Raw genomic sequence first — 22,458 nt, 5'->3', positions numbered from 1 at the left:
GCACTGACGGGGGCGGAGGGAGCGGAGGGGCCGGAGGGAACGGAGGAGCCGGAGGGAGCAGAGGAGCCGGAGGGAGCAGAGGAGCCGGAGGGAGCGGCCGAGTGCCGGGGGGTCGCGGTGCCGTACGGGCTGTCGGAGCCGTCGGAGCCGTCGGAGCCGCCACGTCGGCCTGGGGCGTCGCCCAAGGTCCCGGTGACCGCGCGGCGCTGGCGCAGTATCACCGCTCCCGGGGGTGCCGCCTCCGTGACGCGGTCCATCAGCCACAGGCCGGCGGTCAGGGCGCGGCCCACGGCGGCCGTTCGGTCGGCGACCGGGTCCTCGACCTCGGCGCGTTCGGCGGCGTAGACGCGGACCAGGTCGTGGAGCCGGTAGCGGGGCTGGCCGACCTGGTCGGTGCCGGGACAGTCCAGCAGTTGCGCGTCCACGAGCCGTTCCAGCACCTCCTCCGCCTCGTCCTCCGGTACGTCGGCGAGCGCGGCCACCGTCCAGGCGGCCACGTCGGCCGAGCCCAGCGTCGCGAGGCGGCGCAGCACGAGGCGGGCGCTCGGGTCCAGCGCCTGATAGCTGAGGCCGAGGCTCGCCCGTACCTCCAGGTCGCCCACGGACAGCTCATCGAGGCGGCGGTGTTCGTCGGCGAGGCGGTCGGCGAGCATGCTGGGCGTCCAGTGCCGGCGGGTCGCCAGCCGCGCCCCGGCGATCCGCAGGGCCAGCGGCAGCCCGCCGCACAGCTCGACGATCCGCCGCGCGGCGGCCTCCTCCCGGGGGTCCCCCCAGGTGGCGCCAATGACACGAGTCAGCAACTGAAGTCCGCGTACGTCGTCCAGGACGTCGAGGTCGGTCCGCCGGGCGCCGACGAGCCCGCCGAGCCGCGTCCGTGAGGTCACCAGCACCCCGCAGGCCGCACTGCCCGGCAGCAGCGGACGCACCTGCGACTCGCTGCCCGCGTCGTCGAGGACCAGCAGGATGCGGCGCCCCGCGACGAGGCTGCGGAAGAGGTCGCCTCGTTCGGCCGGGTCCTCGGGCGGGTCCGCGCCCAGCGCACGCAGCAGCCGCCCGAGGATCTCCCCCGGCGGCACGGGCTCACTGAAGCCGTGCAGTTCGGCGTAGAGCTGGCCGTCGGGATACCGCTCCGCCACCCGGTGGGCCGCCTGCACGGCAAGGGTGGACTTCCCGACTCCGGCGGGCCCCGACACCACGACCACGGGTGTCGCCGCACGCGGCCCGGTCAGCCACTCGACGACCTCCGCCGACTCCGTCTCCCGCCCGGTGAAGTCACCGAGAGCGGGCGGCAACAGCGAAACGGGCCGTGTCGGCGGGGCACCCGTACGGGCGGGCGGCGGCGCGGTGGCCAGGGTCCGCCTGCCCGGCAACAACCCCGGATCGGCCCGGAGCACGGCCTCGTGCATCCGGTTCAGCTCCGGCCCGGGGTCGATGCCGAGCTCGTCGGCGAGCACGGCGCGCCCCTCGCCGTACACCGCGAGGGCGTCGGCCTGGCGCCCCAGCCGGTAGAGCGCGAGCATGAGCTGGCCGCGCAGCCGCTCCCGCGTGGGGTGGGCCGAGACCAGCGCGGTGAGCTCGGTCGCGAGGTCGGCCTCCTGCCCCGCGATCTCCAGCTCGACCGCGATCCGCTCCTCCAGCGCCGTCTGCCGGGCCTCCTCCAGCCGTACGGCCTCGCCGCGCAGCGCGCCCCCGACCCCGCCGAGCGCCGGGCCGCGCCACAGGGCCAGTGCCTCACGGAGCGCGCGGGCGGCCGCGCGATGGTCCCCCTCGGCGGCGGCCCGCCGTCCCTCGGCGGTCAGCTCCTCGAACCGTACGAGATCGACCCGGCCGGCCCCCGGCCGCAGCACGTACCCCGGCGCCCGGGTCTCGATCGCCTCCCCGGCGTCCTCGGGCAGGGCGCGCCGCAGCGCCGAGACGTACGACTGCACCAGTGCCCGCGCCGTGTCGGGCGGTTCCTCGCCCCAGATGGCGTCGACCAGCGCGTCGGCGGGCACGACCTGCCCGGCCCGCAGCAGCAGCACGGCCAGCAGCGCCCGCGGCTTGGGGCCGCCCAGACGCAAGGGCATGCCGTCCCGGTAGGCCTCGACCGGGCCGAGCAAGCGGTATTCCAGCTCCACGGGTCCCCGTCTTCCGTGCCGTCGGATCGCAGCGACAGCGTTGCTCACGCAACGTTCGACGCGGATGTACGGCGTCGTGGTTTCCCAGATCGCATGATGCACCGGGGAGTTGTGGGAAAACCAGGGGAGCGGTGTGGTGGTGGCGGGCATTCTGGGTGAATCGGGCGGAGATTTTGTTCCGGCGCGGCCTGGAGCCGGTCGGCCGCCGCAATGGGGGCCCTTGACGGGTGGGGCCTCGGCGGTCGAGGTGCCCTCGTGGCCGCCCGCTTCTGGTCAGTGTCGTGCTTCCGCGCTCCGAGTAAAGGGCGCTCCCTCCGGTCGCGTCGGCTACGCCGATTCCGCTTCGCTCCACCCTTGACTCGGACCACTCCAGCACGGGTGAGAAGCGAGCGGGCGGCCGGAGGAGGAGCGGGGCCTCTTACGGGGGAGTACGTCCCCGAGCTACGAAGGCACCCGGAGACGGGGACGCGTCAGCACCTCGGGGCACGCCGGGCCGGCTCAGCGTCTGCCGGTGAGTGGGGGGAGCACGGCTGCGGCGACGGGCAGGCAGGTGGGCAGGCAGGACGAGTAATTGGCGGGTTTGGGCCAACGGTGGGCCCGGTAAGGCCTGGTGGCTGGTCCTGATGCTGGCCCAAATCTGCCAATTGCCGATCTGCGTGACGGGCACCGGGATGTCGAGGGGGTGTTCAGTAGAGCGGGAACGCCCAGCCGCCGGGGTACCAGGGCTCCCGTTCGCCGCGGAAGGCGGCTGAGGCGAGGGGCAGCGTGCCGGGGCGCAGTTCCTCGACGAGGCCCGTGGCCGCGAGGGTTGCCAAGGTGGTGCCGCCGAGGAAGGCCGCGCCGAGTTCCGCTGCCGTCATCCGCAGGTCGGCAGGGGCGGTCGTGGGCTCGCAGCTGACGCTCTCGCCCTCCGCCCGGAGCCGGTGGCGTCCGGTGTTCCACGGGCAGAAGGTGTCCTCCACGTCCAGAACGACATCGAGCGGCACCGCGTAGCGTCGTCCCGTGAGGGCCCGGTCGACGTCGACCAGCCGCACCCACAAGCGGTCGACCAGGGTCGCGTGGATCGCCCGCGGCTCGGTCAGCAGGTGGGGCAGCGGCTCGTCAACGGCGCCCTCGTACTCGATCCAGGTCGTCAGATCGATTCCGGCGAGGAAGCGCCACAGCGCGGCGTATGCCTCACGCGAGAGTGCCGCCAGTTCCTCCACCTGCACCATGCCGGTGCTCCCACCGAGCGCGTCCGGCACTGACCGGTGCCGGTAGAGCACGTAGCCGGTGGCTCGGCCGTCGCTGTCCCAATGCACTGCGAAACGCAGGGCTGTGGCCGATCCGCGGGCGTGCGGACGGTCGGCAAGGCGGACCCTCCAGTGACTGTCCTGCCGGTCGGGCCAGCCGACCGTCGCGGCTCGCGCCCGGTCGTAGACCTTCTCGATGACGGGACCGGCCTCCGTGGCCGCCGACAGCCGGATGGTTCCGTTCCCGAAGTCTGTGCTCGGGCGGAAGCGCAGGGCGCGCCGGTCGCAGCGGAGCCGATTGCCCAGCGTGGCCGGCCCGTAACCGTAGCGTCCGTAGATCCCGGCTTCCGAGGGGCGAAGCACAGCGATCGGTTCTCGACCGCTCTCATGCAGGTCCGTCAGCTGCCTGCGCATCATCGAGGTGAGGATTCCGCGACGCCGATGCGTCGGGGCCACGCCCACGGAGGCGACCCCCGCAACGGGCATGACGCCGCCAGGAACGGTCAGCACCCGGCTGTAGACGGAGGCGCCGGCCACTGGCAGGCACCCGTCGAATGCGGCGATGGTCCGTTCCAGATCCATCGCGGCCCGCTGGTCGGCCAGCTCTTCCTCGGAGCGGTCCGTACCGTAGGTGTCTGCGATCATGCGCGCCCAGGGCGCGAACTCGTCGTCGGTGACACTGCGCAGCAGGTACGGAGGGTTCGTCACCAGGTCTGTGTACCGGACGCCGAGCCGCCCCAGCGACTGACTTTCCCCAAGGTCTTCGAACGTCAGCGGTGCGTCGCCAGGCCGGAGGGCCGGGGGGGCCGGGCAGTGAGTCGCGAGAGTGCAACACTTTCCCAAGAAGTGTCGCATCCCCACCAGGCACCCTCCCGCGGAGCCGCGGAGTCACGGAGAGCCGACCTCGGCAGCCGCGCGCTCTCACTCCCCCCCCCCACTCACCGGCAGACGCTGAGTCGGCCCGGCGTGCCCCGAGGTGCTGACGCGTCCCCGTCGCCGGGTGCCTTCGTAGCTCGGGGACGTACTCCCCCGTAAGAGGCCCCGCTCCTCCTCCGGCCGCCCGCTCGCTTCTCACCCGTGCTGGAGTGGTCCGAGTCAAGGGTGGAGCGAAGCGGAATCGGCGTAGCCGACGCGACCGGAGGGAGCGCCCTTTACTCGGAGCGCGGAAGCACGACACTGACCAGAAGCGGGCGGCCACGAGGGTCACTTGAGAACTCGGGCACCGCCACCCAGCTCAGTCACGGCACCGATGAACTCGGCCCAGGCAACCGCCCCGACCAGCAGAACAGACCCTCCGGGCACCTTGCTGTCGCGGACAGGGACGACGTTGGGGACCTCGTCGGCGACCTCGACGCAGCTGCCGCCCTCGCCATTGCTGTAACTGCTCTTCCGCCAGCGGGCGTTGCTCAGGTCGTACTCGGGCATCGTCTGTAGTCCTCAGCCGTCGATTCGATCAGGGCGAGGGACGCCTCCGGCGACAGTGCGGCGACCCTGATCAGGTCGTATGCGCGCTGCGCTCGCTTCACTACAGCAGGATCGTCGATCAACGTTCCCGAAAATGACGTCTCTGTATAGGCAACCGGCGGCGCATCGTCGAACTCCATGAGTTGCAGCATCGCGCCCATCGAGGCGTGCGCTCCAGCTGTGTACGGGACTACCGTCACCCACACCTTGCGCTCGCGCATCAGCCCGGCGATGTACTGCACTTGCTCAGCCATGGCCTCCGAGCCGCCCATAGGGATGCGCAGCGCCGGCCCGAACTCGCAGACCCTTGTGGCCGTCCGCTCCAGTTCCACAACCGCCGCGAAGTAATCCGCATACCGCTTGTCATCATGAGCTTTCGCCATGTGCGCTCGAAAAAACCATCGGCTTGCAGTACCTCGTCAATTCGCTGCGCCACATCCAACTGCGGCTTACGAATCGCCTGTTCGAACTGCCCGATGTATCCACCGGAGACGAATACCCGCGCCCCCAGCTCGACTTGAGTCAATCCCGCATCTTCCCGGCGCCGCTTCAGCTCGACCCCGAAGAACTCCCACGCGGCCTGCCGCGAACCGTTGGCCATGGTCGATCCCCTCGTACTGCCCCGCACTTGTAGCGCACAGACTCCTGCCGAGTGTAGGCGCAGAGCGTCACCATGGAGATGCGAAGAGTGAAACTCAACAGGTCAGGGGAGCAGCGGTGAAGGCAGAAAACGCATCACTCGGGGGACGACACTCGGCGCTCTGCGTCGAAGAGGCGGAGGAAACGGTGGAGGAATTGCGGCAAGCGCTCGCGAGGGCCGGAATTGTGCTGCCGTCACTGGGGATCGACCCGGCAACTCTCGCGCGGGAGGCACCCTGTCCGCTCGTGGTGCTGGGCGGCTGTTCCGTCACCGTCGCGGCACGCCTCGCGGCGGCGTTGCGGTGAGCGATACCGGGAACAGGCCCCCGATCGGGTCGTACGCCGTCGACACCCATAGCGGAAGGGTGGGCCGGGTCATGGGGCACGAGGGACCGTATGTGCAGTTGAGACCGGTGGGCGGGGGCCGGGAGTGGGACTGCGTACCCGAGTCCCTGCGGGCGGCGACGACGATAGAACGGCTGCGCGCGGCGACGGCGTACGAGAACGCGAGGAGTAGGGGCGAAGTGCCTTGACGGCATCGCGGCCGCTCCGTAGGCGAGAATGGGTCCCATGAGTCTGTTCCGCGACGACGGCATCGTGCTGCGCACCCAGAAGCTGGGTGAGGCGGACCGGATCATCACGCTGCTCACGCGGAATCACGGGCGGGTCCGGGCCGTGGCACGCGGCGTGCGGCGGACGAAGTCCAAGTTCGGGGCCCGCCTCGAACCGTTCTCGCACGTGGACGTGCAGTTCTTCGCCCGCGGAAGCGACCTGATCGGGCGCGGGCTCCCGTTGTGCACGCAGAGCGAGACGATAGCCCCGTACGGTGGCGGGATCGTCGCCGACTACGCCCGGTACACCGCCGGGACGGCGATGCTGGAGACGGCCGAGCGGTTCACGGACCACGAGGGCGAGCCGGCCGTACAGCAGTATCTGCTGCTCGTCGGGGGGCTGCGTACCCTCGCCCGGGGCGAGCACGCGCCGCACCTCGTTCTGGACGCGTTCCTGCTGCGTTCCCTCGCCGTGAACGGGTACGCGCCCAGTTTCAGCGACTGTGCGAAGTGCGGGATGCCGGGGCCGAACCGGTTCTTCTCGGTGGCGTCCGGGGGGTCCGTGTGCGGGGACTGCCGGGTGCCCGGCAGTGTCGTACCGTCTCCGCAGGCGCTGGAACTGCTCGGTGCGCTGCTCACGGGAGACTGGGAGACGGCGGACGCGTGCGAGCCGCGGCATGTGCGGGAGGGCAGCGGGCTGGTGTCCGCGTACCTGCACTGGCACCTGGAACGCGGGCTGCGCTCCCTGCGGTACGTCGAGAAGTCCTGAAGAAGCCGAAGTCCTGAAGAAGCCTTTCCTGGAAAACCTGTCCTGGAAAAGCAAGCACGAGGAGACGAGAAGCACATGGTCGTACGCGGGTTCCTGGGGCGGCAGCGCCGCGAGTACAGGACGCCGGAGCCGCACCCGTCCGGCGCCCGCCCGCCGAAACTCCCCGGCGAGCTGGTCCCGGGCCATGTGGCGATCGTCATGGACGGCAACGGGCGCTGGGCCAAGGAGCGGGGTCTGCCGCGCACCGAGGGGCACAAGGTCGGCGCCGAGTGCGTGCTGGACGTGCTCCAGGGCGCGATCGAGATCGGCGTCGGGAGCATCTCGCTGTACGCCTTCTCCACGGAGAACTGGAAGCGCTCGCCGGACGAGGTCCGCTTCCTCATGAACTTCAACCGGGACTTCATCCGCAAGACCCGGGACACTCTCGACGAACTCGGCATCCGGGTGCGCTGGGTGGGCCGTATGCCCAAGCTGTGGAAGTCGGTCGCCAAGGAGCTCCAGGTCGCCCAGGAGCAGACCAAGGGCAACGACCGGCTCACGCTGTACTTCTGCATGAACTACGGCGGCCGTGCGGAGATCACCGACGCGGCCCAGGCCCTGGCGGAGGACGTGAAGGCGGGCCGGCTCGACCCGTCGAAGGTCAACGAGAAGACCTTCGCGCGGTACCTCTACTACCCGGACATGCCCGACGTGGACCTTTTCCTGCGGCCGAGCGGCGAGCAGCGCACCTCCAACTACCTGCTCTGGCAGAGCGCCTACGCCGAGATGGTCTTCCAGGACGTGCTGTGGCCCGACTTCGACCGGCGTGACCTGTGGCGCGCGTGCCTCGAGTACGCGTCGCGCGACCGCCGCTTCGGCGGTGCGATCCCGAACGAGGAGCTGCTGGCGATGGAGGGACGGACCGAGCAGGGCTGACGCGCCGCCCGCCGCACGGGAGGTCTCTCCGCGAGAGGTCTCCTCACGGGAGGTCTTTCCGCTCCACGGGGAAGTACTGCCGCGGTGTCACTCCCACGATGCGCCGGAACGCCGCCACGAAGGAGCTGGCCGAGGCGTAGCCCACGCGGCGGGCGACGGACTCGATCGGGAGGCCTTCGGCGAGGAGCGGCATCGCGGCGCGCATACGCAGGCGTTCGCGCCACTGGCCGAACGCCAGCCCGGTCTCGGAGACGAACAGGCGGGCCAGCGTCCGCGCACTCGCCCCGGCCCGGGTGCCCCAGGAGTCGAGGGAGCGGCTGTCGGCGGGGTCTGCGGTGAGGGCGTCGGCGATCACGCGGGCGCGCGGGTCGCGGGGCACGGTCACGGCGACGCTCGTCACGGGGACGGGGTGCAGGACGTCCAGGAGGACCGCTTCAGCGCGAGAGCGGGCCTCCTGCGTCAGGTCGGTGCGCACCAGGTGGTCGATGAGGGAGCGCAGCAGCGGGCCGGCCTCCAGCACCGTCGGCTCCCGCCAGTCGAGCTGCGGGCAGCTCTCCGGGTTCACGTACGGGCTGCGCATCACCGCGTCGCCCGCCGACTCCGTCGTGTGGGGCACGCCCGCGGGGATCCACAGGGCGAGCGAGGGCGGCAGCAGCCAGGAGCCCTGCTCGGTGGTGACGCGGAGCAATCCCTTGGCCGACCAGGCGAGTTGATGTGCGGCGTGCCAGTGCTGGGGGAAGGCCGTGCCGCGCGGCATGGTGAAGTGGCCGATGAAGATCGCGGTCGGGGCGGGCCACTGTCCGTTTCGCGACATGGGACGGCAGCCTAGCCCGTGGTGGACACCGAGGGGCGCTCGTAGCGTCGGTGGCATGCCGATGAACCTGGTCCACCGCAAGCTGTGCAGTTCCGAGAAGTGGGCGCTGATGACGAAGGAGCGTCTGCTGCCGTGGGCGCTCGCCGACGTCGAGCTGGGTGAGGACGTGCTGGAGATCGGTCCCGGTTACGGGGCCAATCTGCGCGTGCTCGTGGAGCGGGTGCCCCGCCTCACCGCCGTCGAGATCGACGACGCCACCGCCCGTATGCTCCAGGACACCTGGGGCGACCGTGCCCGCGTCCTCCACGCGGACGGTGCCGCCATGCCGCTGCCCGACGCGTCGTACGACTCGGTCGTGTGCTTCACGATGCTGCACCACGTGCCGACCGCCGAGCAGCAGGACCGCATCTTCGCGGAGGCCTTCCGCGTGCTGCGCCCCGGCGGAGTCTTCGCCGGCAGTGACAGCCTGCCGAGCTTCCGCTTCCGGATTCTCCACCTCGGCGACACGAACAACACCATCGATCCGGACACCTTCCCCGACCGCCTGGCCAGGGCGGGTTTCACCGACGTGTCCATGAACCTGCACCCCGAAGCCAACGGCTTCCGCTTCCGGGCCCGCCGCCCCTGAGCCCGCTCCCCGGCCGCCCACTTTGATCGATCATTCGCTCGACTCTTGACGTACGCGTAACGCCAGAGCAACATCCTCCCGCGCTTAGTGATAACTCTTATCACTGTGCGAGAAAGCGCGAGAGGGAGTTGTGGTGAAGGTTGGAATCCTGGGCCTCGGCGAGGCCGGGGCGCTGTATGCGGCGGGCTTCCTGGAAAACGGCTGGGAGGTGGCCGGATTCGATCCGGCCGATGTGCCCGCCCCCGGCGGCGTCGAACGGAAGGACTCCCCTGCCGATGCGGTCGCGGGCTGCGACCTGGTACTCGGCCTGACCGGTGCGAAGGCGGCGCTGGACGTGGCCATGGAGGTGGCCCCGCATCTGCGGGCCGCAACCGTGTACGCGGACATGAACGCGGCCGCCCCGGAGCTGAAGCGGAGCATCGCCGCCGCGATCGACGCCTCCCCCGCGGTCTTCGCGGACGTCTCCGTCATCGGGTCGGTGCCGACGCTCCGTCACCGGACCGCCTTGGTCGCCAGTGGCCAGGGAGCGTCAGTGATCGCCGACTACTTCGGCACACTGGGGGCTCCGGTCGAGGACCTGGGCGACGAGCCCGGGGCGGCCTCGGCACGCAAGCTGCTGCGCAGCCTGTTCATGAAGGGGCTCGGCGCCATCATCGTGGAGGCCGTGGAGGCGGGCCGGGCGACCGGTGACGAGCGCTGGGTGCGTGAGCAGATCGCGGCCGAGCTCTCGGACGGCGAGGCGACGCTGGAGCGGCTGTACCAGGGAACGTACAAGCACGGTGCCCGCCGGGCGCGCGAAGTGTCCGCGGCCGCGGATCTGGTGGCCGAACTCGGCCTCGACACGGTGCTGCCCCGCGCCATCAGTCAGGTGCACGAACTGGCCATCCGCCCCGAAGGACTGCGTGACACCGCCCGGGTGACACCGGAGATGATCGCGGCGTACCAGGGGCTGCCGACCGCGAACATCGGCGACGCCACCGAGCGGCTCGGCCTTGTGGACTCCGGGATCAGCGCCGTCTGGCCCGGGGCCGGGGCCGTGGGCCGCGCCCTGACCGTGTGGACCCGGGCCGGGGACAATCAGGCGATCCACGAGGCGATCAGGGTCGCCGAGCCGGGTGACATCATCGTCGTCAATGGTGAGAGCGACACGTCCCGCGCGCTGATCGGCGAACTGATCGCCGAGCGGGCCCGGGCACGAGGTGTGGTGGGCATGGTGCTGGACGGAGCCACCCGCGATGTCGAGGTACTGGCCGAGATGGGTTTCCCCGTGTGGGCGCGTGCGGTGACACCGGCGGGCCCCTACAAGTTCGGGCCCGGCCGGGTGGGTGTGCCCGTCGCCGTGGGCGGCGTTGTCTGCCGGCAGGGCGACCTGGTGGTGGGTGACGGTGACGGCGTCGCCGTCGTCCCGGCCGACCAGGCAGCGTCCGTCCTGGCCGCCGCGCGTGCGGTGGAGGCCGACGAAGCCCGACGGCGCGCCGACATCCGCGCCGCGGCCGCCACTGTCACGCCAGGAGGAGCCTCGTGATCGCCATATGGGCCCTGGGCTGCTACATCGCGGCCATCATCGTGTGGAACGCCGTCCTCAAGCGCAACATCGGCGAGGCCCTGATCGTCGGTTTCCTCGTCACGGGTGCGTTCGCCGGTGGCGACATCGGGCACGTCATGTGGAACGGGTTCGCCGAGGCCATGCGGGAGGAAGTCACCTTCGCCGCTCTGGCCTTCGTCTTCATGAGCTACGTACTGTCCCGCACACCGGTACTGGATCAGCTGCTGAGCATCCTCAACTCCCTGCTGGGACGGCTGCGGGGCGGACCCATCTACACCTCCACGGCCGCCGCGGGCGTGTTCGGCGCCATCGCCCACGTCGGGGCGGCAGTGACCGCGGCCGTCGGGTCGGTGACGATCCCCTGGATGAAGCGCTCCAAGGTGAGCCCCGAACTCGCCGCCACGGTCGCGGCCGGCGGCGCCGGTATGGGCGTCACGTTCCCCTTCAGTTCCACCATGTTCATCCTCATGGGCTCGGCCGGCGTGGCGTCCATGGCCACCACCGACGACATCGTGCTCCCGCTGTTCCTGGGCGGACTGTGGTGTCTGGGCTATCGGATGGTTGCCGCCTTCGTCATGGTGCGCCGTCACAGGATCCAGCCGATGGACCGTGCCGACCTGCTGCCCCTGCGCACCAGCCTGAGCGCGGGGTGGACGAGCCTGTTCCTGTTCGTCGGCATCGTCGTGCCGCTGCTGATGACCCGGGGCGTCTCGGGTGGCGCCCTGAGCGACTGGGTGGGCGCCAAGATGTCGGACGCCATCAGTCTGATCACCTGGATCCCCGTCCTGCTGATCGCCACCGTCCTGATCCTGGGCCGACGGCATCTTCCCCGCTCGGGCCGTGAATGGTGGCGGATGCTCGGCGACGCGGCCCCTCAGTTCGGGGTGATCGGTGTCACCATCGTGGCCGCCTTCTCCGCCTCCAACGTGCTGGGGGAACTCGGGCTCCCCCAGCAACTGACCGATCTGCTGGCCGATGTGAACGCCCCTCTGTGGGCCATGGCGCTCATCGTGGGTGTCCTCGTGGTGGGCGTGGCCATTCCGCTGACCGCCTCCGCCACCATGGCCGCCATCGGCCCGGTCGCGGTCTCCTCCCTGGTCGGGGCCGGGGTGCCGCCGGCCACCGCCTGTGTCGCGGTCCTCATCTTCGCCTCGACCGAGGGTGCCTCCCCACCGTCGGGAGCCCCCATCTACGTCGCCAGCGGTATCGCCGGGGTCGACCCGGCCCGCACCTTCCTGCCCCTGGTCACGTACTACTGCGTGCCCATCCTGTTCATCGGCGCCGCGGTTGCCACCGGCGTCCTGCCCGTCTGAAACCGGAGACCGTCATGGCGCACCGTCTCATGCAACAGCTCTTCCGCCTGAGCATCCTCGTCTTCCTCGCGGGCGGAGTCGCCGTCGTCGCGGGCCAGGCACTGGGCATCGTCCTCGGCGACGCCCAGTGGGTCGCGGACGTGGAGGCCGACGCCGGACCGGCCACGTGCATCGCCGCGAGCATCTCCGGCATCCTCTCGTTCGTGCTCTCCTACGGTCGCCCGGAACCGGCGCGGGACGAGAACACCCCGGACGAGTCCCGTTCCTACGCCGCCCCCGCTCCCCGCGGCCACTGAGGTCACTGAGACCGCTGGGGCCACCGCTAACCGCTGAGGCCACTGACTGAGGCCGCTGAGGCCGTGACCGGCCTGGATGGATCTTGTGCGATCCACCCCCTGCTCGCATGCTGATAACCCTTATCAAGACTCCGCATGCAGAGCAGACCATCCAGGAGCCCCCACATGGCCACCGCCCCCGCCGCTTCCATGCGCTCCCTCGACCGGGCCCTCGACGTGCTGGGGGTGCTGGAGGACACCAGGCAGCCACTGCGGCTGAGCGAGGTCGCCCGCCGCGCGGACCTGCACGTCGCGACCGCCCAGCGCATTCTCAACGTGCTCGTCGAACGCGGTTACGCGGCCAAGGAGGACAGCGGCTACGTCGCAGGACCGGCCGCCGTCGCCACCGCCCACGCCTTCCTCGTCAACAACCGCCTCAGCCAGGTCGCCCTGCCCATCCTCCAGGAGCTGGCCGCCACCACCGGCCTGACCGCCAGCCTCTTCGTACGCGTCGCCTTCTCCCGTGTGCTCATCGCCCGGGTACAGGGCCGCAACCCCCTGCGTTACCAACTGCCCATCGGAGAGAAGCTCCCGCTCACCCTGGGCGCGGGCAAGGCGCTGGCCGCATGGCTTCCCGAACCCGAACTCCGGGCGTTCATCGACCAGTTCACTCCGTTCACCCGCATCTCCGGCGAGCAGATCACCGCCGACGCCCTCGCGCGTGACCTCGGCCGGGTCCGCGACGACGGATACGCCCTCTCCCTGAGCGAACGCGTCCTCGACGTCATCGCCGTCAGCGCGCCCATCCGTCACGGCGAGGAGACCCTCGGGGCACTCAGTGTCAGCGGCCCGCACAGCGAACTCGCCGAGGACGACCGGCCCCGCATCATCAACGAAGTACGCCGGGCAGCCGGCGCCGTCGCCGCCCGCTGCCCCTGACAGAAAGCCCGCTCATGGCTCTGCCCACCTACCGGCAACTCACCCGGCGCACCGACGCCCCGCCCGGATCCAGCTGGCATCTGTTCGCCGACCGGCCCGAACGGGGCATGGCGAACTTCGCGGGCCCTCAGCAGATCCGCCGCGCCGCCGCCTGCGTCACCGAGGGACACGCCTTCAATCTGGACTACCCGCTGGACGCCTTCGACCCGCCCATGTCCAAGACCCGGGGCGTGCCCCACCACCGCATCACCGCGAAGCACGAGCAGGCCCGCGACGACGTACTGGACAACTTCCACCTCCAGGCAAGCACCCAGGTCGACGGGCTCCGCCACCGCCGCGCCTCCGGACACGGCTTCTACAACGGCGTCCCCGACGACGAGATCACCCCCGGCAGCCCCCGGCTGGGCATACAGCTCTGGGCCGAGACGCCGCTCGTCGGACGGGGCGTCCTCATCGACATCGACGGCCTGCTCCGTGACCGGGGCACTCCCCTCGACCACGCGGACGGCCCCGCCCTGACCACGGAACTCCTCGACGAAGCCCTGGCGGCGCAGAACTGTCACGTCGAACCCGGTGACCTGGTGCTCGTCCACACCGGCTGGGCAGCCTGGTACCTCACCACCACCCAGGACGTACGCGCCGAGGTCCGCGCACAACGACGCGCCACCGGCTTCGCCCAGAGCCGCGCCTTCGCCGCCTGGTGCTGGGACCACCGCATCGCCCTGCTGGCCACCGACACCTTCGCGGTGGAAGTCCTGCCCGTGCTGGACACCAGCGACTTCCGCCACACCGCCCCCGAGGACGACGGCATGATGCACCAGGAACTGATCGCCAAACTGGGCCTCCCGCTGGGCGAGTTGTGGAACCTGCACGCCCTCGCCCTGGACTGCCGCACCACCAGGCGCTGGGACAGTCTCCTCACCGTCAAGCCCCTCAACCTGACGGGTGGAGTCGGCTCACCCGCCAACGCCACCGCCCTACGCTGACGATTCCCCGGACAGGTCCTGGGCGCGCGGCTCCGCGAAGCGCCGTACGTACCGCCGTTGCCACGGCGTCTCCACCGCGTGCCGGTCGTAGTGCTCGCGCACATACGCCACCGCCTCCTCCGGGCGTACGCCGTCGAGGACCGCGAGGCAGGCCAGGGCGGTGCCCGTGCGGCCGCGCCCGCCGCCGCAGGCGAGCTCCACGCGCTCGGTGGCGGCGCGGGACCAGACGTCCCGGAACATCTCCCCGGCCCGGGCGCGGTCGCTGGGCAGACGGAAGTCGGGCCAGCACAACCAGTCGGCGTCCCACGGGACTTCGGGTGGCTGTCTGCCGAGGAGGTACACGGCGTAGGTGGGCGTCGGGCCCTCCGGGAGGGAGTGGCGCAGTCCTCGGCCGCGCACCAGGCGCCCGGAGGGCAGGCACAGCACTCCGGGGTCGGTCGGCTTCCAGGGCTCGGTCATCGGGCCAGCTTAGGCAGGGCCCGTGGACGGAGGACGGGGTTCAGCCGACCCCGCGCGACTCCTGTGCCGCCCTCGCCTCGATGCCGCGGAAGTGGTCGGCCATCGCGCGCTGGGCGGCCTCGACGTCGTGGGCCCGCAGGGCGGTGACGATGTCGCGGTGGCGGCGCACCGTGAGCTCGGGGGACGGGTCGTCCGTCCAGCCGCGGGCGCCCGAGACCCGGCGGAAGACCGTCCAGAAGGCGCCGAGCAGCTGCGGCACGAGCGCGTTGCCGAGGGGCGCGTACAGCAGCTCGTGGAACTCGCGGTCGAGTTCGGGGAAGGGCTCCCCCGCCTTCCCGGCCGCCTCCATACGGTCGACCACCGCTTCCAGACGGTCCAGGTCGGCGTCGGACAGGGTGGCCGCGGCGCGGCGGATCAGGCCCTCCTCCAGCACCTCGCGCACCTGGAGGATCTCGGCCAGGGCGCCCGGATCGCCGTCGGGCCGGGCGAGCGTGCGGAAGGTGAGGCCGTCGACGAGGGGGGTCAGCGAGGCCTGACCGACGTAGGTGCCGTAGCCGTGCCGGATGTCGACTATGTCGAGGGCCTGGAGCGCCTTGAGCGCCTCCCGGACGGAGTTGCGGCTGACGCCGAGGTCCTCCATCAGCTCCGTCTCGGTGGGCAGCGGCGCGCCCGGCTGAAGCTTTCGGTCGAGGATCAGCTGCATCACGTCGCGCTGGATCTGGCTGCTCACCCGCCGTCCGGGCCGACGTCGGTTCCCGGTCTCCTGAGACATGCGCCGCATCGTACGCTCACTGGACATCCGACGTCCCACCTCCGGAACGGTTTTCAGCCTGCCATTGGTCGTACCTGTGGAAGATACGCCATTCGTGTGCGGACTCTTGACCGCCCCCACGGCCCCTCTTATGGTCACGCTGCCCCCTATGACGTAGGACGTCGTATCTCCTCACCACATACTCAGTACTCCTCGTACTCCTCCCCTCCCGGACCCCTGTAGGAGGAACCGTGCGCGACGTGATCCCTGACGTACCGGCGCTGCACCGCCGGTCGTTCCTGAAGTACTCCGGCGCGCTGGGTGCCGCCGCAGCCATCTCCTCGTCGTTGACCGCCTGCTCGTCCGGGCCCGAGTCCACCAATGACACCGGGGGCGGGGGCGGCGGGAACGGGACGCTGACCGCCGTCATCGGCTACGGCAACGACGGCAGCTGGGACCCGACCCAGACCGCGTCCGCCTTCTGCATGGCCGCCAACAACCACATCTACGAGGGCCTCCTCGACACCGACCCCATCTCGCGCGAGCCGTACGCGGCGCTCGCCACGGAGGTGCCGAGCGATCTCACCGGCACTTCCTGGAAGTTCACGCTGCGGGCGGGTGCGAAGTTCCACGACGGGAAGCCGGTCACCGCCGACGACGTGGTATTCGTGTTCGACCGGATTCTGGATCCGGACACGCAGACCCTGGCCAAGGGGTTCTTCGTCAGCTGGCTCAAGGAAGTGAAGAAGATCGACGCGCAGAACGTCGAGCTGGTGCTGAAGTTCCCCTTCCCCGAAGGGGTTTCGCGGCTGACCCTGGCGAAGATCATGCCGAAGCACGTCTTCTCGGGGCCCGGCGCCTGGGAGGACGCCATCAAGGGCAAGGCGATCGGCTCGGGACCGTACCGGCAGACCGCGCACCACCCGAAGTCCAACACCACGTTCGAGGCGTATCCGGACTACAACGGCCCGCGCAAGCCCGCCTTCAAGAAGATGAACTGGCTGACCATAGTGGACGCGGCCCCACGCGTCGCGAAGATCTCGGGCGCGAGCGCCGGCGCGCAGATCGCCGACAACATCCCGTACGCCAACATCACGCAGCTGGAGAAGGGCGGGCTGTCCGTGAAGGGCGGCTCGGGGATGAACAACCTCTTCCTGATGTTCAACACCCGGCACAAGCCCTTCGACGACGTACGGGTCCGGCAGGCGCTGCGCTACGCCATCGACACCGAGAAGATGGTGGAGGTCGCGCTGAAGGGGCACGGGACACCGTCCTCGTCGTTCCTGAACGAGGCCAATCCCACGTACCGGCGCGCGAAGACCGTGTACGACTACGACCCGGACAAGGCCAAGCAGCTGCTGAAGGAGGCCGGGGTCAGCGGGCTGAAGATCGACATCCTGGCCGTGAACGTCAGTTGGATCGTCGACTGCCTGCCGACCATCAAGGCCTCCTGGGACGCGATCGGAGTCGAGACCACGCTGTCGCCGCAGGAGACCACGGCCGTCTTCACGAAGATGGACCAGAAGCAGGACTACCAGGTCGTCGCCGCCGCCTCGAACCCCAACCAGTTCGGGCTCGATGCCGATCTGATCATGCGCTACAACTACACGGCGACGAACCTCTGGATGCAGTACACCCGGTGGGCCGACAACTCCGTGGCCAAGCAGCTCTTCAAGGACATGGACCAGGCGACGCGGGAGCCGGACGCCGAGAAGAAGAAGGCCATGATCCAGGACTACGTCGATGTCGTCGCCGAGCAGGCCGTGCTGTATCCGGTGGTGCACACCGAGTTGATGACGGCGTGGGATCCGAAGCGGCTGGCGGGGATAAGGGCGCAGCCCTATCCGGGGATCAATCTGCTTCAGGCCAAGTGGGTGTAGTCACGGTGAGGTCGGGAGTCACCGTGAGGGCAGGAGTCACCGTGAGGGCTGGAGTTCGTACGTGATCGCCATCCTCAGGATCCTGATCCGCCGGATCGCGCTGCTCGTCCCCCTCGTGCTCGGGATCGTGCTGTTCGTGTTCCTGGTCATGCGGTTCTCTGACGTCGACCCGGCGTCCGCGTTCTTCCAGGGGGCCAATCCGACGCCCGAACAGCTGCACCAGTTCCGGGAGGAGAACGGGCTGCTGGACCCGCTGCCCGTGCGGTACGTGGGGTTCGTCGGGGATCTGCTGCACGGTGACATGGGGATCAGCGCGCTGACCAGGGCGCCGGTGGTCGACCAGGTCACCACCGCGCTGCCGCTCACCGTCCAGCTCACCTTCATGGGCCTCGGCATCGCGGTGGTCCTCGCCCTGCTGGGCGGGGTCACCGCCGCGATCTACCGGGACCGGCTGCCGGACCAGATCATCCGGGTGGTGTCGCTGACCGGGGTGGCGGCACCCGGGTTCTGGCTGGCGCTGCTGATGATCCAGTACCTGGCGGTGGACCTGGGCTGGTTCCCGACGAGCGGGTACGTCAATCCGGCGGACTCGTTCACGGGGTGGCTGAAGACGATGACGCTGCCCGCGTTCGCGCTGTCGCTGCCGGTGGCCGCGCAGCTCACCCGCATCGTGCGCACGTCGGTGGTGGAGGAGCTGGACAAGGACTATGTGCGGACGGCGATCGGGAGCGGTCTGCCGCCGAGGGTCGTGGTCGGCCGGAACGTGCTCCGCAACGCGCTGATCAATCCACTCACCGTGCTCGGGCTGCGCGTCGGCTATCTGCTGGGCGGCGCCGTCGTCATCGAGACGATCTTCTCGCTGCCCGGGATGGGGAAGCTGATGATCGACGCCGTGAAGAACGGCGACCCGGCGGTCGTCCAGGGTGTGGTGCTGACCACCGCCACGGGCTTCGTGGTCGTGAACCTCGTCATCGACATCCTCTATCTGCTGGTCAACCCGCGGCTGAGGGAGGCGAGCTGATGGGCGGCTTCATGGTGCCGACGCGCAAACGGCTCACGGACGCCCTGTCCCGTCCGGGTATCCGGGTGCGCGGCTGGCAGCGGCTTGAGCTGCTGTCCCGGATCGCGGTCTGCTTTCTGTCGGTCGTGGTGCTGGTGGCGCTGCTGGCGCCGCTGCTCGCCCCGCACGATCCGCTCGACCAGCAGGCGCTCGTGGACGGTACGGGGGCGCCGTCCGCGGATCACTGGATGGGGCAGGACAGCCTCGGCCGGGACATCCTGAGCCGGCTGATGTACGGGGCCCGGTGGTCGCTCGCGATCGGGCTCGGCGCCACCGGCCTTGCGCTGATCGTCGGGGCGGTCATCGGTGCCGTCGCCGCCACCTCGCGCAAGGCGGTGGACGAGACGCTGATGCGCTGCCTGGACGTCGTCATGGCATTCCCGGGCATCGCGCTGGCCGCCGTGCTGGTCGCCGTGTTCGGCGGTGGCATCACCGTGCTGATCTGCGCGATCGCGTTCCTGTTCACCCCGCCGGTCGCAAGGGTCGTACGGGCGAACGTCCTGGACCAGTACGGCGAGGACTATGTGACCGCCGAGCGCGTGATCGGGGCCCGTACGCCCCACATCGTGGTGAAGCACGTGGCCATCAACTGCGCCGCCCCTGTGCTGGTGTTCTGCACGGTGCAGGTCGCGGAGGCCATCGTCTTCGAGGCGTCGCTGTCGTTCATCGGCGCGGGGGTGCGGCCGCCGGACCCGTCGTGGGGCAGTGTCATCGCGGACGGCAAGAACATGGTGCTGACCGGGGGCTGGTGGGCGACCGTGTTCCCGGGGCTGCTGATGCTGGTCACGGTGCTGTCCCTGAACATCCTCTCCGAGGGCGTGTCGGATGCGTGGGCGGCGCCCGCGCCCCGGGACGTCGAGGCGCGCACGGGCGAGCGGGACCGGCTGGAGGCGCCCGAGCCGGGCAGCGGCAAGGTGCTGGAGCTGCCGGGGCTCACGGAGGCTGCCCGTCGGCTGCGCGACCGGGCCCGGCCCCTGCCCGGAGGGCAGCCGGTGCTCTCGGTCGAGAGCCTCGCCATCGGCTTCGAGCAGCGGCACGGCGGCGTGGACATCGTGGACGGCATCAGCTTCGACGTTCACCCTGGCGAGGTCGTCGGCCTGGTCGGCGAGTCGGGCTGCGGCAAGTCGCTGACCGCGCTGGCCGTGATGGGCCTGGAGCCGAAGGGTGCCCGTGTACGCGGACAGGTCCGCTTCGGCCGGCGGAATCTGCTGGCCGAGCCGATGCGCGTCAGGCGCCGGCTGCTCGGCCACGACATGGCGATGATCTACCAGGACGCGCTGTCGTCCCTGAACCCGGCGATGACGATCCGCGCCCAGCTGAAACAGGTCGTACGGCGGGGCGGCCGGCGCACCCCCGCCGAACTGCTGGAGCTCGTCGGTCTCGACCCGGACCGCACCCTGCGCAGCTACCCGCACGAGCTGTCCGGCGGGCAGCGCCAGCGCGTCCTGATCGCCATGGCCCTGTCCCGCGAGCCCCGGCTGATCGTCGCCGACGAGCCGACGACCGCCCTCGACGTCACCGTGCAGGCACAGATCATCGAGCTGCTGCTGCGGCTGCGTGAGGAGCTGGACTTCGCGCTGATCCTGGTCTCGCACGACCTGGCGCTCATCGCGGACGTCACCGACCGGGTGATCGTGATGTACGGCGGCCGGATCGTGGAGACGGGCGTGACGGCCGACCTGGTGGGCAGCCCGTCCCACCACTACACACGCGGCCTGCTCGGCAGCGTGCTGTCCCTGGAGTCGGCCGCCGAACGCATGACCCAGATCAAGGGCACGGTCCCCTCCCCCGCCGACTTCCCGCGGGGCTGCCGGTTCGCCGACCGGTGCCCGATGGCGACCGAGGTGTGCCACACGACCCGCCCCGAACTCGCCGGCGGCACCCGTCACACGGCTGCCTGCCACCATCCGGCGATCGACCTGACCGCCCCCGAGCCGACGGGAAGGGCCGTGCAGTGAGTGAGCCGACCGAGCGGGTGAGCGGTGAGGGGCACGAGGTGCCCGAGCGGCTCAGCAGCGCGGGGCACGAGGTGCCCGAGCGGATTAACAGTGCGGGGCGCGAGTTGGCCGCGCTCACCGACGCCCATGTCGTCCACAGGGCCCGCAGCGGCGGCCTGTTCACACGCGACCGGGTGTACGCCCTCACGGGCGCCGCATTCCGTATCGCGCCCGGCGAGACGGTCGGCGTGGTCGGGGAGTCGGGCTGCGGCAAGTCGACCCTGGCCAAGGTGCTGGTGGGCGTGCAGCGGCCGACGTCCGGCACGGTCTCGTTCCGGGGCCGGGACCTGTGGGCGATGAAGCCCGCCGAGCGCCGGGCCACGGTCGGCCGCGGCACCGGCATGGTCTTCCAGGACCCCTCCACGGCCCTGAACCGGCGGCTGCCCGTCCGCCAGATCCTCCGCGACCCACTGGACGTCCACCGGCGTGGCACTCCGACCGAACGCGACGACCGCGTACGGGAGTTGATGTCCCTGGTCGGCCTCCCCGGGGCACTCGCCGACGCCCTCCCCGGTCAGCTGTCGGGCGGACAGCGGCAGCGCGTCGCCATCGCGCGGGCGCTGGCCCTGGACCCGGACCTTGTGGTGGCCGACGAGCCCACGAGCGCCCTGGACGTGTCGGTGCGCGCCCAGATCCTGAACCTCCTGCTGGACCTCAAGGAGCGTCTGGGCCTGGCCCTGGTGTTCGTGTCGCACGACATCCAGACCGTACGGCGCATGAGTGACCGCGTGATCACCATGTACCTCGGCCGGATCGTCGAGGAGTCCCCGGCCGACGAGGTCACCGAACGCGCCCGTCACCCGTACACCCGCGCGCTCTTCTCCGCGACACCCGGCCTGCTGGACCCCATCGACCCGATCCCTCTCGTCGGGCCGGTCCCGTCGGCGACACGCCCGCCGAGCGGCTGTCCGTTCCGTACGCGCTGCTGGAAGGCGGACGATGTGTGCGCGGAGGTGATGCCGGACGTCGCGGCCGCGTCGACGCCCGGTCACCGCTTCCGGTGCCACCATCCTGTTGAGGAGGGCCGGCCGACCCGGGAGCTCGTCGCCCAGGCGGCCGCCTCCGCACCGCCCGAGGCCACCGCCATGGCCGACGTCCCCGTACCCGACGTACGGAAAGAACCCAGGGAGCATCCATGACCATGTCCACCCCGCTGACCGGTGTCGTACCTCCCGTCTGCACCCCGCTGACACCGGATCGCGAGGTGGACGTCCCCTCCCTCATCAGCCTGGTCGACCATCTGGTGGCCGGGGGTGTGCACGGCCTGTTCGTGCTCGGCTCGTCGTCGGAGGCCGCGTATCTGACGGACCGGCAGCGCAGGCTGGTCGTGGAGAGCGTCGTGACGCACGTCGGCGGTCGGCTGCCGGTCCTGGCGGGCGCGATCGACATGACCACGCCCCGGGTCCTGGACCATGTGGCGGCCGTCATCGGGGCGGGCGCGGACGGCGTCGTCGTCACCGCGCCCTTCTACACCAGCACCCACCCCGCGGAGATCGCCCGCCACTACCGGCTGATCGCGGAACGCTCGCCGGTCCCGGTCGTCGCGTACGACCTGCCGGTCTCCGTCCACACGAAGCTGGGCCCGGACCTGGTCCTCGACCTCGCGGCCGAAGGCGTGCTGGCCGGGCTGAAGGACTCCAGCGGCGACCAGGCCGGTTTCCGCGCGGTGGTGACGGGGGCCCGTACCCGCCACGACATCACCGGCTTCAGCGTCCTCACCGGCTCCGAACTCCTCGTCGACTCGGCCCTGGCCATGGGCGCGGACGGTGCCGTGCCCGGTCTCGCCAATGTGGACCCGGCCGGCTACGTCCGTCTGTACGACCTCTGCCGTGCCGGTGACTGGGAGCGGGCCCGCGCCGAACAGGACCGGCTGTTCGCCCTGTTCGGCATGGTGGGTGCGGGTGCCGCCGACGGCCGTATGGGCGGGAGCTCCTCGGCCCTCGGCGCCTTCAAGGCGGCGCTCCGGCTCCGGGGCGTCATCGCGTGCGGCGCCACGGCCGAGCCGCAGGTGGCGTTGTCGGAGGACGAGGTGGAGCGGGTGGGCAAGTACCTGGCGTCGGCGGGCCTGCTGTAGGGGTTGTTCCGGCGGGTTCTTCCGGCGGATTGTTCCGCCCCCGCCGCCC

The 22,458-nt window shown here is 70.7% G+C and carries 21 protein-coding genes and 1 pseudogene; 15 read left to right on the top strand and 7 right to left on the bottom strand.

The genetic code is table 11. The features are described from left to right. The 4 genes and pseudogenes from FPZ41_RS31335 to FPZ41_RS31320 form a co-directional block, all read right to left on the bottom strand. Nucleotides 1-2,117, bottom strand: a 2,117-nt coding sequence (locus FPZ41_RS31335; protein WP_322620951.1) for an AfsR/SARP family transcriptional regulator, incomplete at its 3' end; no start/stop codon positions are given. Between the two features lie 686 nt (nt 2,118-2,803). Further along, a complete protein-coding gene (locus FPZ41_RS31330) occupies nt 2,804-4,057 on the bottom strand; it encodes a GNAT family N-acetyltransferase (RefSeq protein WP_322620950.1) in 1,254 nt (417 codons plus the stop codon). A gap of 495 nt (nt 4,058-4,552) precedes the next feature. After that, nucleotides 4,553-4,774, bottom strand: coding sequence for a DUF397 domain-containing protein (locus tag FPZ41_RS31325; RefSeq protein WP_152866994.1), 222 nt, complete (start codon nt 4,772-4,774; stop codon nt 4,553-4,555). Further along, nucleotides 4,756-5,414: pseudogene (locus FPZ41_RS31320) on the bottom strand (helix-turn-helix domain-containing protein). The gene FPZ41_RS31325 and the pseudogene FPZ41_RS31320 overlap by 19 nt, the downstream one beginning before the upstream one ends. Before the next feature lie 116 nt (nt 5,415-5,530). On the opposite strand from FPZ41_RS31320, the gene FPZ41_RS31315 reads away from it, so the two are divergent. From FPZ41_RS31315 to FPZ41_RS31300, 4 genes are all read left to right on the top strand, one after another. Then, nucleotides 5,531-5,758 carry a hypothetical protein gene (locus tag FPZ41_RS31315; protein ID WP_152866993.1) on the top strand — a complete coding sequence of 76 codons (228 nt, stop codon included), beginning with the start codon at nt 5,531-5,533 and terminating at the stop codon, nt 5,756-5,758. Then, complete coding sequence (locus FPZ41_RS48800; protein ID WP_322620949.1) at nt 5,755-5,985, top strand: hypothetical protein; 231 nt, start codon at nt 5,755-5,757, stop codon at nt 5,983-5,985. Before FPZ41_RS31315 ends, FPZ41_RS48800 begins: the two co-directional genes overlap by 4 nt. 37 nt (nt 5,986-6,022) lie before the next feature. Further along, nucleotides 6,023-6,772, top strand: a complete 750-nt coding sequence (gene recO, locus FPZ41_RS31305) for a DNA repair protein RecO (RefSeq protein WP_152866992.1) — start codon at nt 6,023-6,025, stop codon at nt 6,770-6,772. A 75-nt stretch (nt 6,773-6,847) separates the two neighbouring features. Continuing rightward, entirely contained in the window at nt 6,848-7,687 is an 840-nt protein-coding gene (locus FPZ41_RS31300) for an isoprenyl transferase (protein ID WP_152866991.1), read from the top strand. Nucleotides 7,688-7,730: 43 nt separating this feature from the next. Here FPZ41_RS31300 and FPZ41_RS31295 read toward each other — a convergent pair whose 3' ends face one another. Next, on the bottom strand, nt 7,731-8,501 hold the full coding sequence (locus FPZ41_RS31295; RefSeq protein ID WP_152866990.1) for an AraC family transcriptional regulator: 771 nt from the start codon (nt 8,499-8,501) through the stop codon (nt 7,731-7,733). 55 nt (nt 8,502-8,556) lie between these two features. Between FPZ41_RS31295 and FPZ41_RS31290 the strand changes: the two genes are divergently transcribed. From FPZ41_RS31290 to FPZ41_RS31265, 6 genes are all read left to right on the top strand, one after another. Beyond that, on the top strand, nt 8,557-9,129 hold the full coding sequence (locus FPZ41_RS31290; RefSeq protein ID WP_152866989.1) for a class I SAM-dependent methyltransferase: 573 nt from the start codon (nt 8,557-8,559) through the stop codon (nt 9,127-9,129). A 133-nt stretch (nt 9,130-9,262) separates the two neighbouring features. After that, complete coding sequence (locus FPZ41_RS31285; RefSeq protein WP_322620948.1) at nt 9,263-10,654, top strand: RraA family protein; 1,392 nt, start codon at nt 9,263-9,265, stop codon at nt 10,652-10,654. Then, nucleotides 10,651-11,988 carry a TRAP transporter large permease subunit gene (locus FPZ41_RS31280; protein ID WP_322620947.1) on the top strand — a complete coding sequence of 446 codons (1,338 nt, stop codon included), beginning with the start codon at nt 10,651-10,653 and terminating at the stop codon, nt 11,986-11,988. The genes FPZ41_RS31285 and FPZ41_RS31280 overlap by 4 nt, the downstream gene beginning before the upstream one ends. A gap of 14 nt (nt 11,989-12,002) precedes the next feature. Further along, complete coding sequence (locus FPZ41_RS31275; protein ID WP_131565651.1) at nt 12,003-12,284, top strand: hypothetical protein; 282 nt, start codon at nt 12,003-12,005, stop codon at nt 12,282-12,284. Between the two features lie 165 nt (nt 12,285-12,449). Further along, on the top strand, nt 12,450-13,202 hold the full coding sequence (locus tag FPZ41_RS31270) for an IclR family transcriptional regulator (RefSeq protein ID WP_152866987.1): 753 nt from the start codon (nt 12,450-12,452) through the stop codon (nt 13,200-13,202). A gap of 14 nt (nt 13,203-13,216) precedes the next feature. Beyond that, nucleotides 13,217-14,188 carry a cyclase family protein gene (locus tag FPZ41_RS31265; protein ID WP_194236270.1) on the top strand — a complete coding sequence of 324 codons (972 nt, stop codon included), beginning with the start codon at nt 13,217-13,219 and terminating at the stop codon, nt 14,186-14,188. On the opposite strand, the gene FPZ41_RS31260 is transcribed toward FPZ41_RS31265, so the two are convergent. Both FPZ41_RS31260 and FPZ41_RS31255 read right to left on the bottom strand, forming a co-directional pair. After that, nucleotides 14,180-14,647, bottom strand: coding sequence for a phosphatase domain-containing protein (locus tag FPZ41_RS31260; RefSeq protein WP_152866986.1), 468 nt, complete (start codon nt 14,645-14,647; stop codon nt 14,180-14,182). The genes FPZ41_RS31265 and FPZ41_RS31260 overlap by 9 nt on opposite strands. 40 nt (nt 14,648-14,687) lie before the next feature. Beyond that, on the bottom strand, nt 14,688-15,428 hold the full coding sequence (locus FPZ41_RS31255) for a FadR/GntR family transcriptional regulator (protein ID WP_152867000.1): 741 nt from the start codon (nt 15,426-15,428) through the stop codon (nt 14,688-14,690). Between the two features lie 221 nt (nt 15,429-15,649). Here FPZ41_RS31255 and FPZ41_RS31250 point away from each other — a divergent pair, with 221 nt between their 5' ends. From FPZ41_RS31250 to FPZ41_RS31230, 5 genes are all read left to right on the top strand, one after another. Continuing rightward, on the top strand, nt 15,650-17,278 hold the full coding sequence (locus tag FPZ41_RS31250) for an ABC transporter substrate-binding protein (RefSeq protein ID WP_322620946.1): 1,629 nt from the start codon (nt 15,650-15,652) through the stop codon (nt 17,276-17,278). Between the two features lie 61 nt (nt 17,279-17,339). Further along, a complete protein-coding gene (locus FPZ41_RS31245; RefSeq protein WP_131565643.1) occupies nt 17,340-18,299 on the top strand; it encodes an ABC transporter permease in 960 nt (319 codons plus the stop codon). A gap of 11 nt (nt 18,300-18,310) precedes the next feature. Further along, on the top strand, nt 18,311-20,296 hold the full coding sequence (locus tag FPZ41_RS31240; RefSeq protein ID WP_152866997.1) for a dipeptide/oligopeptide/nickel ABC transporter permease/ATP-binding protein: 1,986 nt from the start codon (nt 18,311-18,313) through the stop codon (nt 20,294-20,296). A 104-nt stretch (nt 20,297-20,400) separates the two neighbouring features. Continuing rightward, nucleotides 20,401-21,474, top strand: a complete 1,074-nt coding sequence (locus tag FPZ41_RS31235; RefSeq protein WP_152866996.1) for an oligopeptide/dipeptide ABC transporter ATP-binding protein — start codon at nt 20,401-20,403, stop codon at nt 21,472-21,474. Next, nucleotides 21,471-22,409: a dihydrodipicolinate synthase family protein gene (locus FPZ41_RS31230; protein WP_152866985.1), complete on the top strand. Its 939-nt coding sequence runs from the start codon at nt 21,471-21,473 to the stop codon at nt 22,407-22,409. The genes FPZ41_RS31235 and FPZ41_RS31230 overlap by 4 nt, the downstream gene beginning before the upstream one ends. Nucleotides 22,410-22,458: the final 49 nt, after the last annotated feature.

It is taken from the genome of Streptomyces acidicola (genome assembly GCF_009377235.1).
GTDB classification, from domain to species: Bacteria; Actinomycetota; Actinomycetes; order Streptomycetales; family Streptomycetaceae; genus Streptomyces; species Streptomyces acidicola.
The sequence above is the reverse complement of the archived record's forward strand: the minus strand, read 5'-3'. Positions and strand labels throughout refer to the sequence as shown.

Bases quoted from the DNA above. Each gene is read 5' to 3' on its own strand.
- FPZ41_RS31255 (WP_152867000.1), bottom strand. From the start codon at position 15,428: ATGCGGCGCATGTCTCAGGAGACCGGGAACCGACGTCGGCCCGGACGG.
- FPZ41_RS31295 (WP_152866990.1), bottom strand. From the start codon at position 8,501: ATGTCGCGAAACGGACAGTGGCCCGCCCCGACCGCGATCTTCATCGGC.
- FPZ41_RS31265 (WP_194236270.1), top strand. From the start codon at position 13,217: ATGGCTCTGCCCACCTACCGGCAACTCACCCGGCGCACCGACGCCCCG.
- FPZ41_RS31275 (WP_131565651.1), top strand. From the start codon at position 12,003: ATGGCGCACCGTCTCATGCAACAGCTCTTCCGCCTGAGCATCCTCGTC.
- FPZ41_RS31260 (WP_152866986.1), bottom strand. From the start codon at position 14,647: ATGACCGAGCCCTGGAAGCCGACCGACCCCGGAGTGCTGTGCCTGCCC.
- FPZ41_RS31300 (WP_152866991.1), top strand. From the start codon at position 6,848: ATGGTCGTACGCGGGTTCCTGGGGCGGCAGCGCCGCGAGTACAGGACG.
- recO (WP_152866992.1), top strand. From the start codon at position 6,023: ATGAGTCTGTTCCGCGACGACGGCATCGTGCTGCGCACCCAGAAGCTG.
- FPZ41_RS31240 (WP_152866997.1), top strand. From the start codon at position 18,311: ATGGTGCCGACGCGCAAACGGCTCACGGACGCCCTGTCCCGTCCGGGT.
- FPZ41_RS31270 (WP_152866987.1), top strand. From the start codon at position 12,450: ATGGCCACCGCCCCCGCCGCTTCCATGCGCTCCCTCGACCGGGCCCTC.
- FPZ41_RS31290 (WP_152866989.1), top strand. From the start codon at position 8,557: ATGCCGATGAACCTGGTCCACCGCAAGCTGTGCAGTTCCGAGAAGTGG.
- FPZ41_RS31325 (WP_152866994.1), bottom strand. From the start codon at position 4,774: ATGCCCGAGTACGACCTGAGCAACGCCCGCTGGCGGAAGAGCAGTTAC.
- FPZ41_RS31230 (WP_152866985.1), top strand. From the start codon at position 21,471: ATGACCATGTCCACCCCGCTGACCGGTGTCGTACCTCCCGTCTGCACC.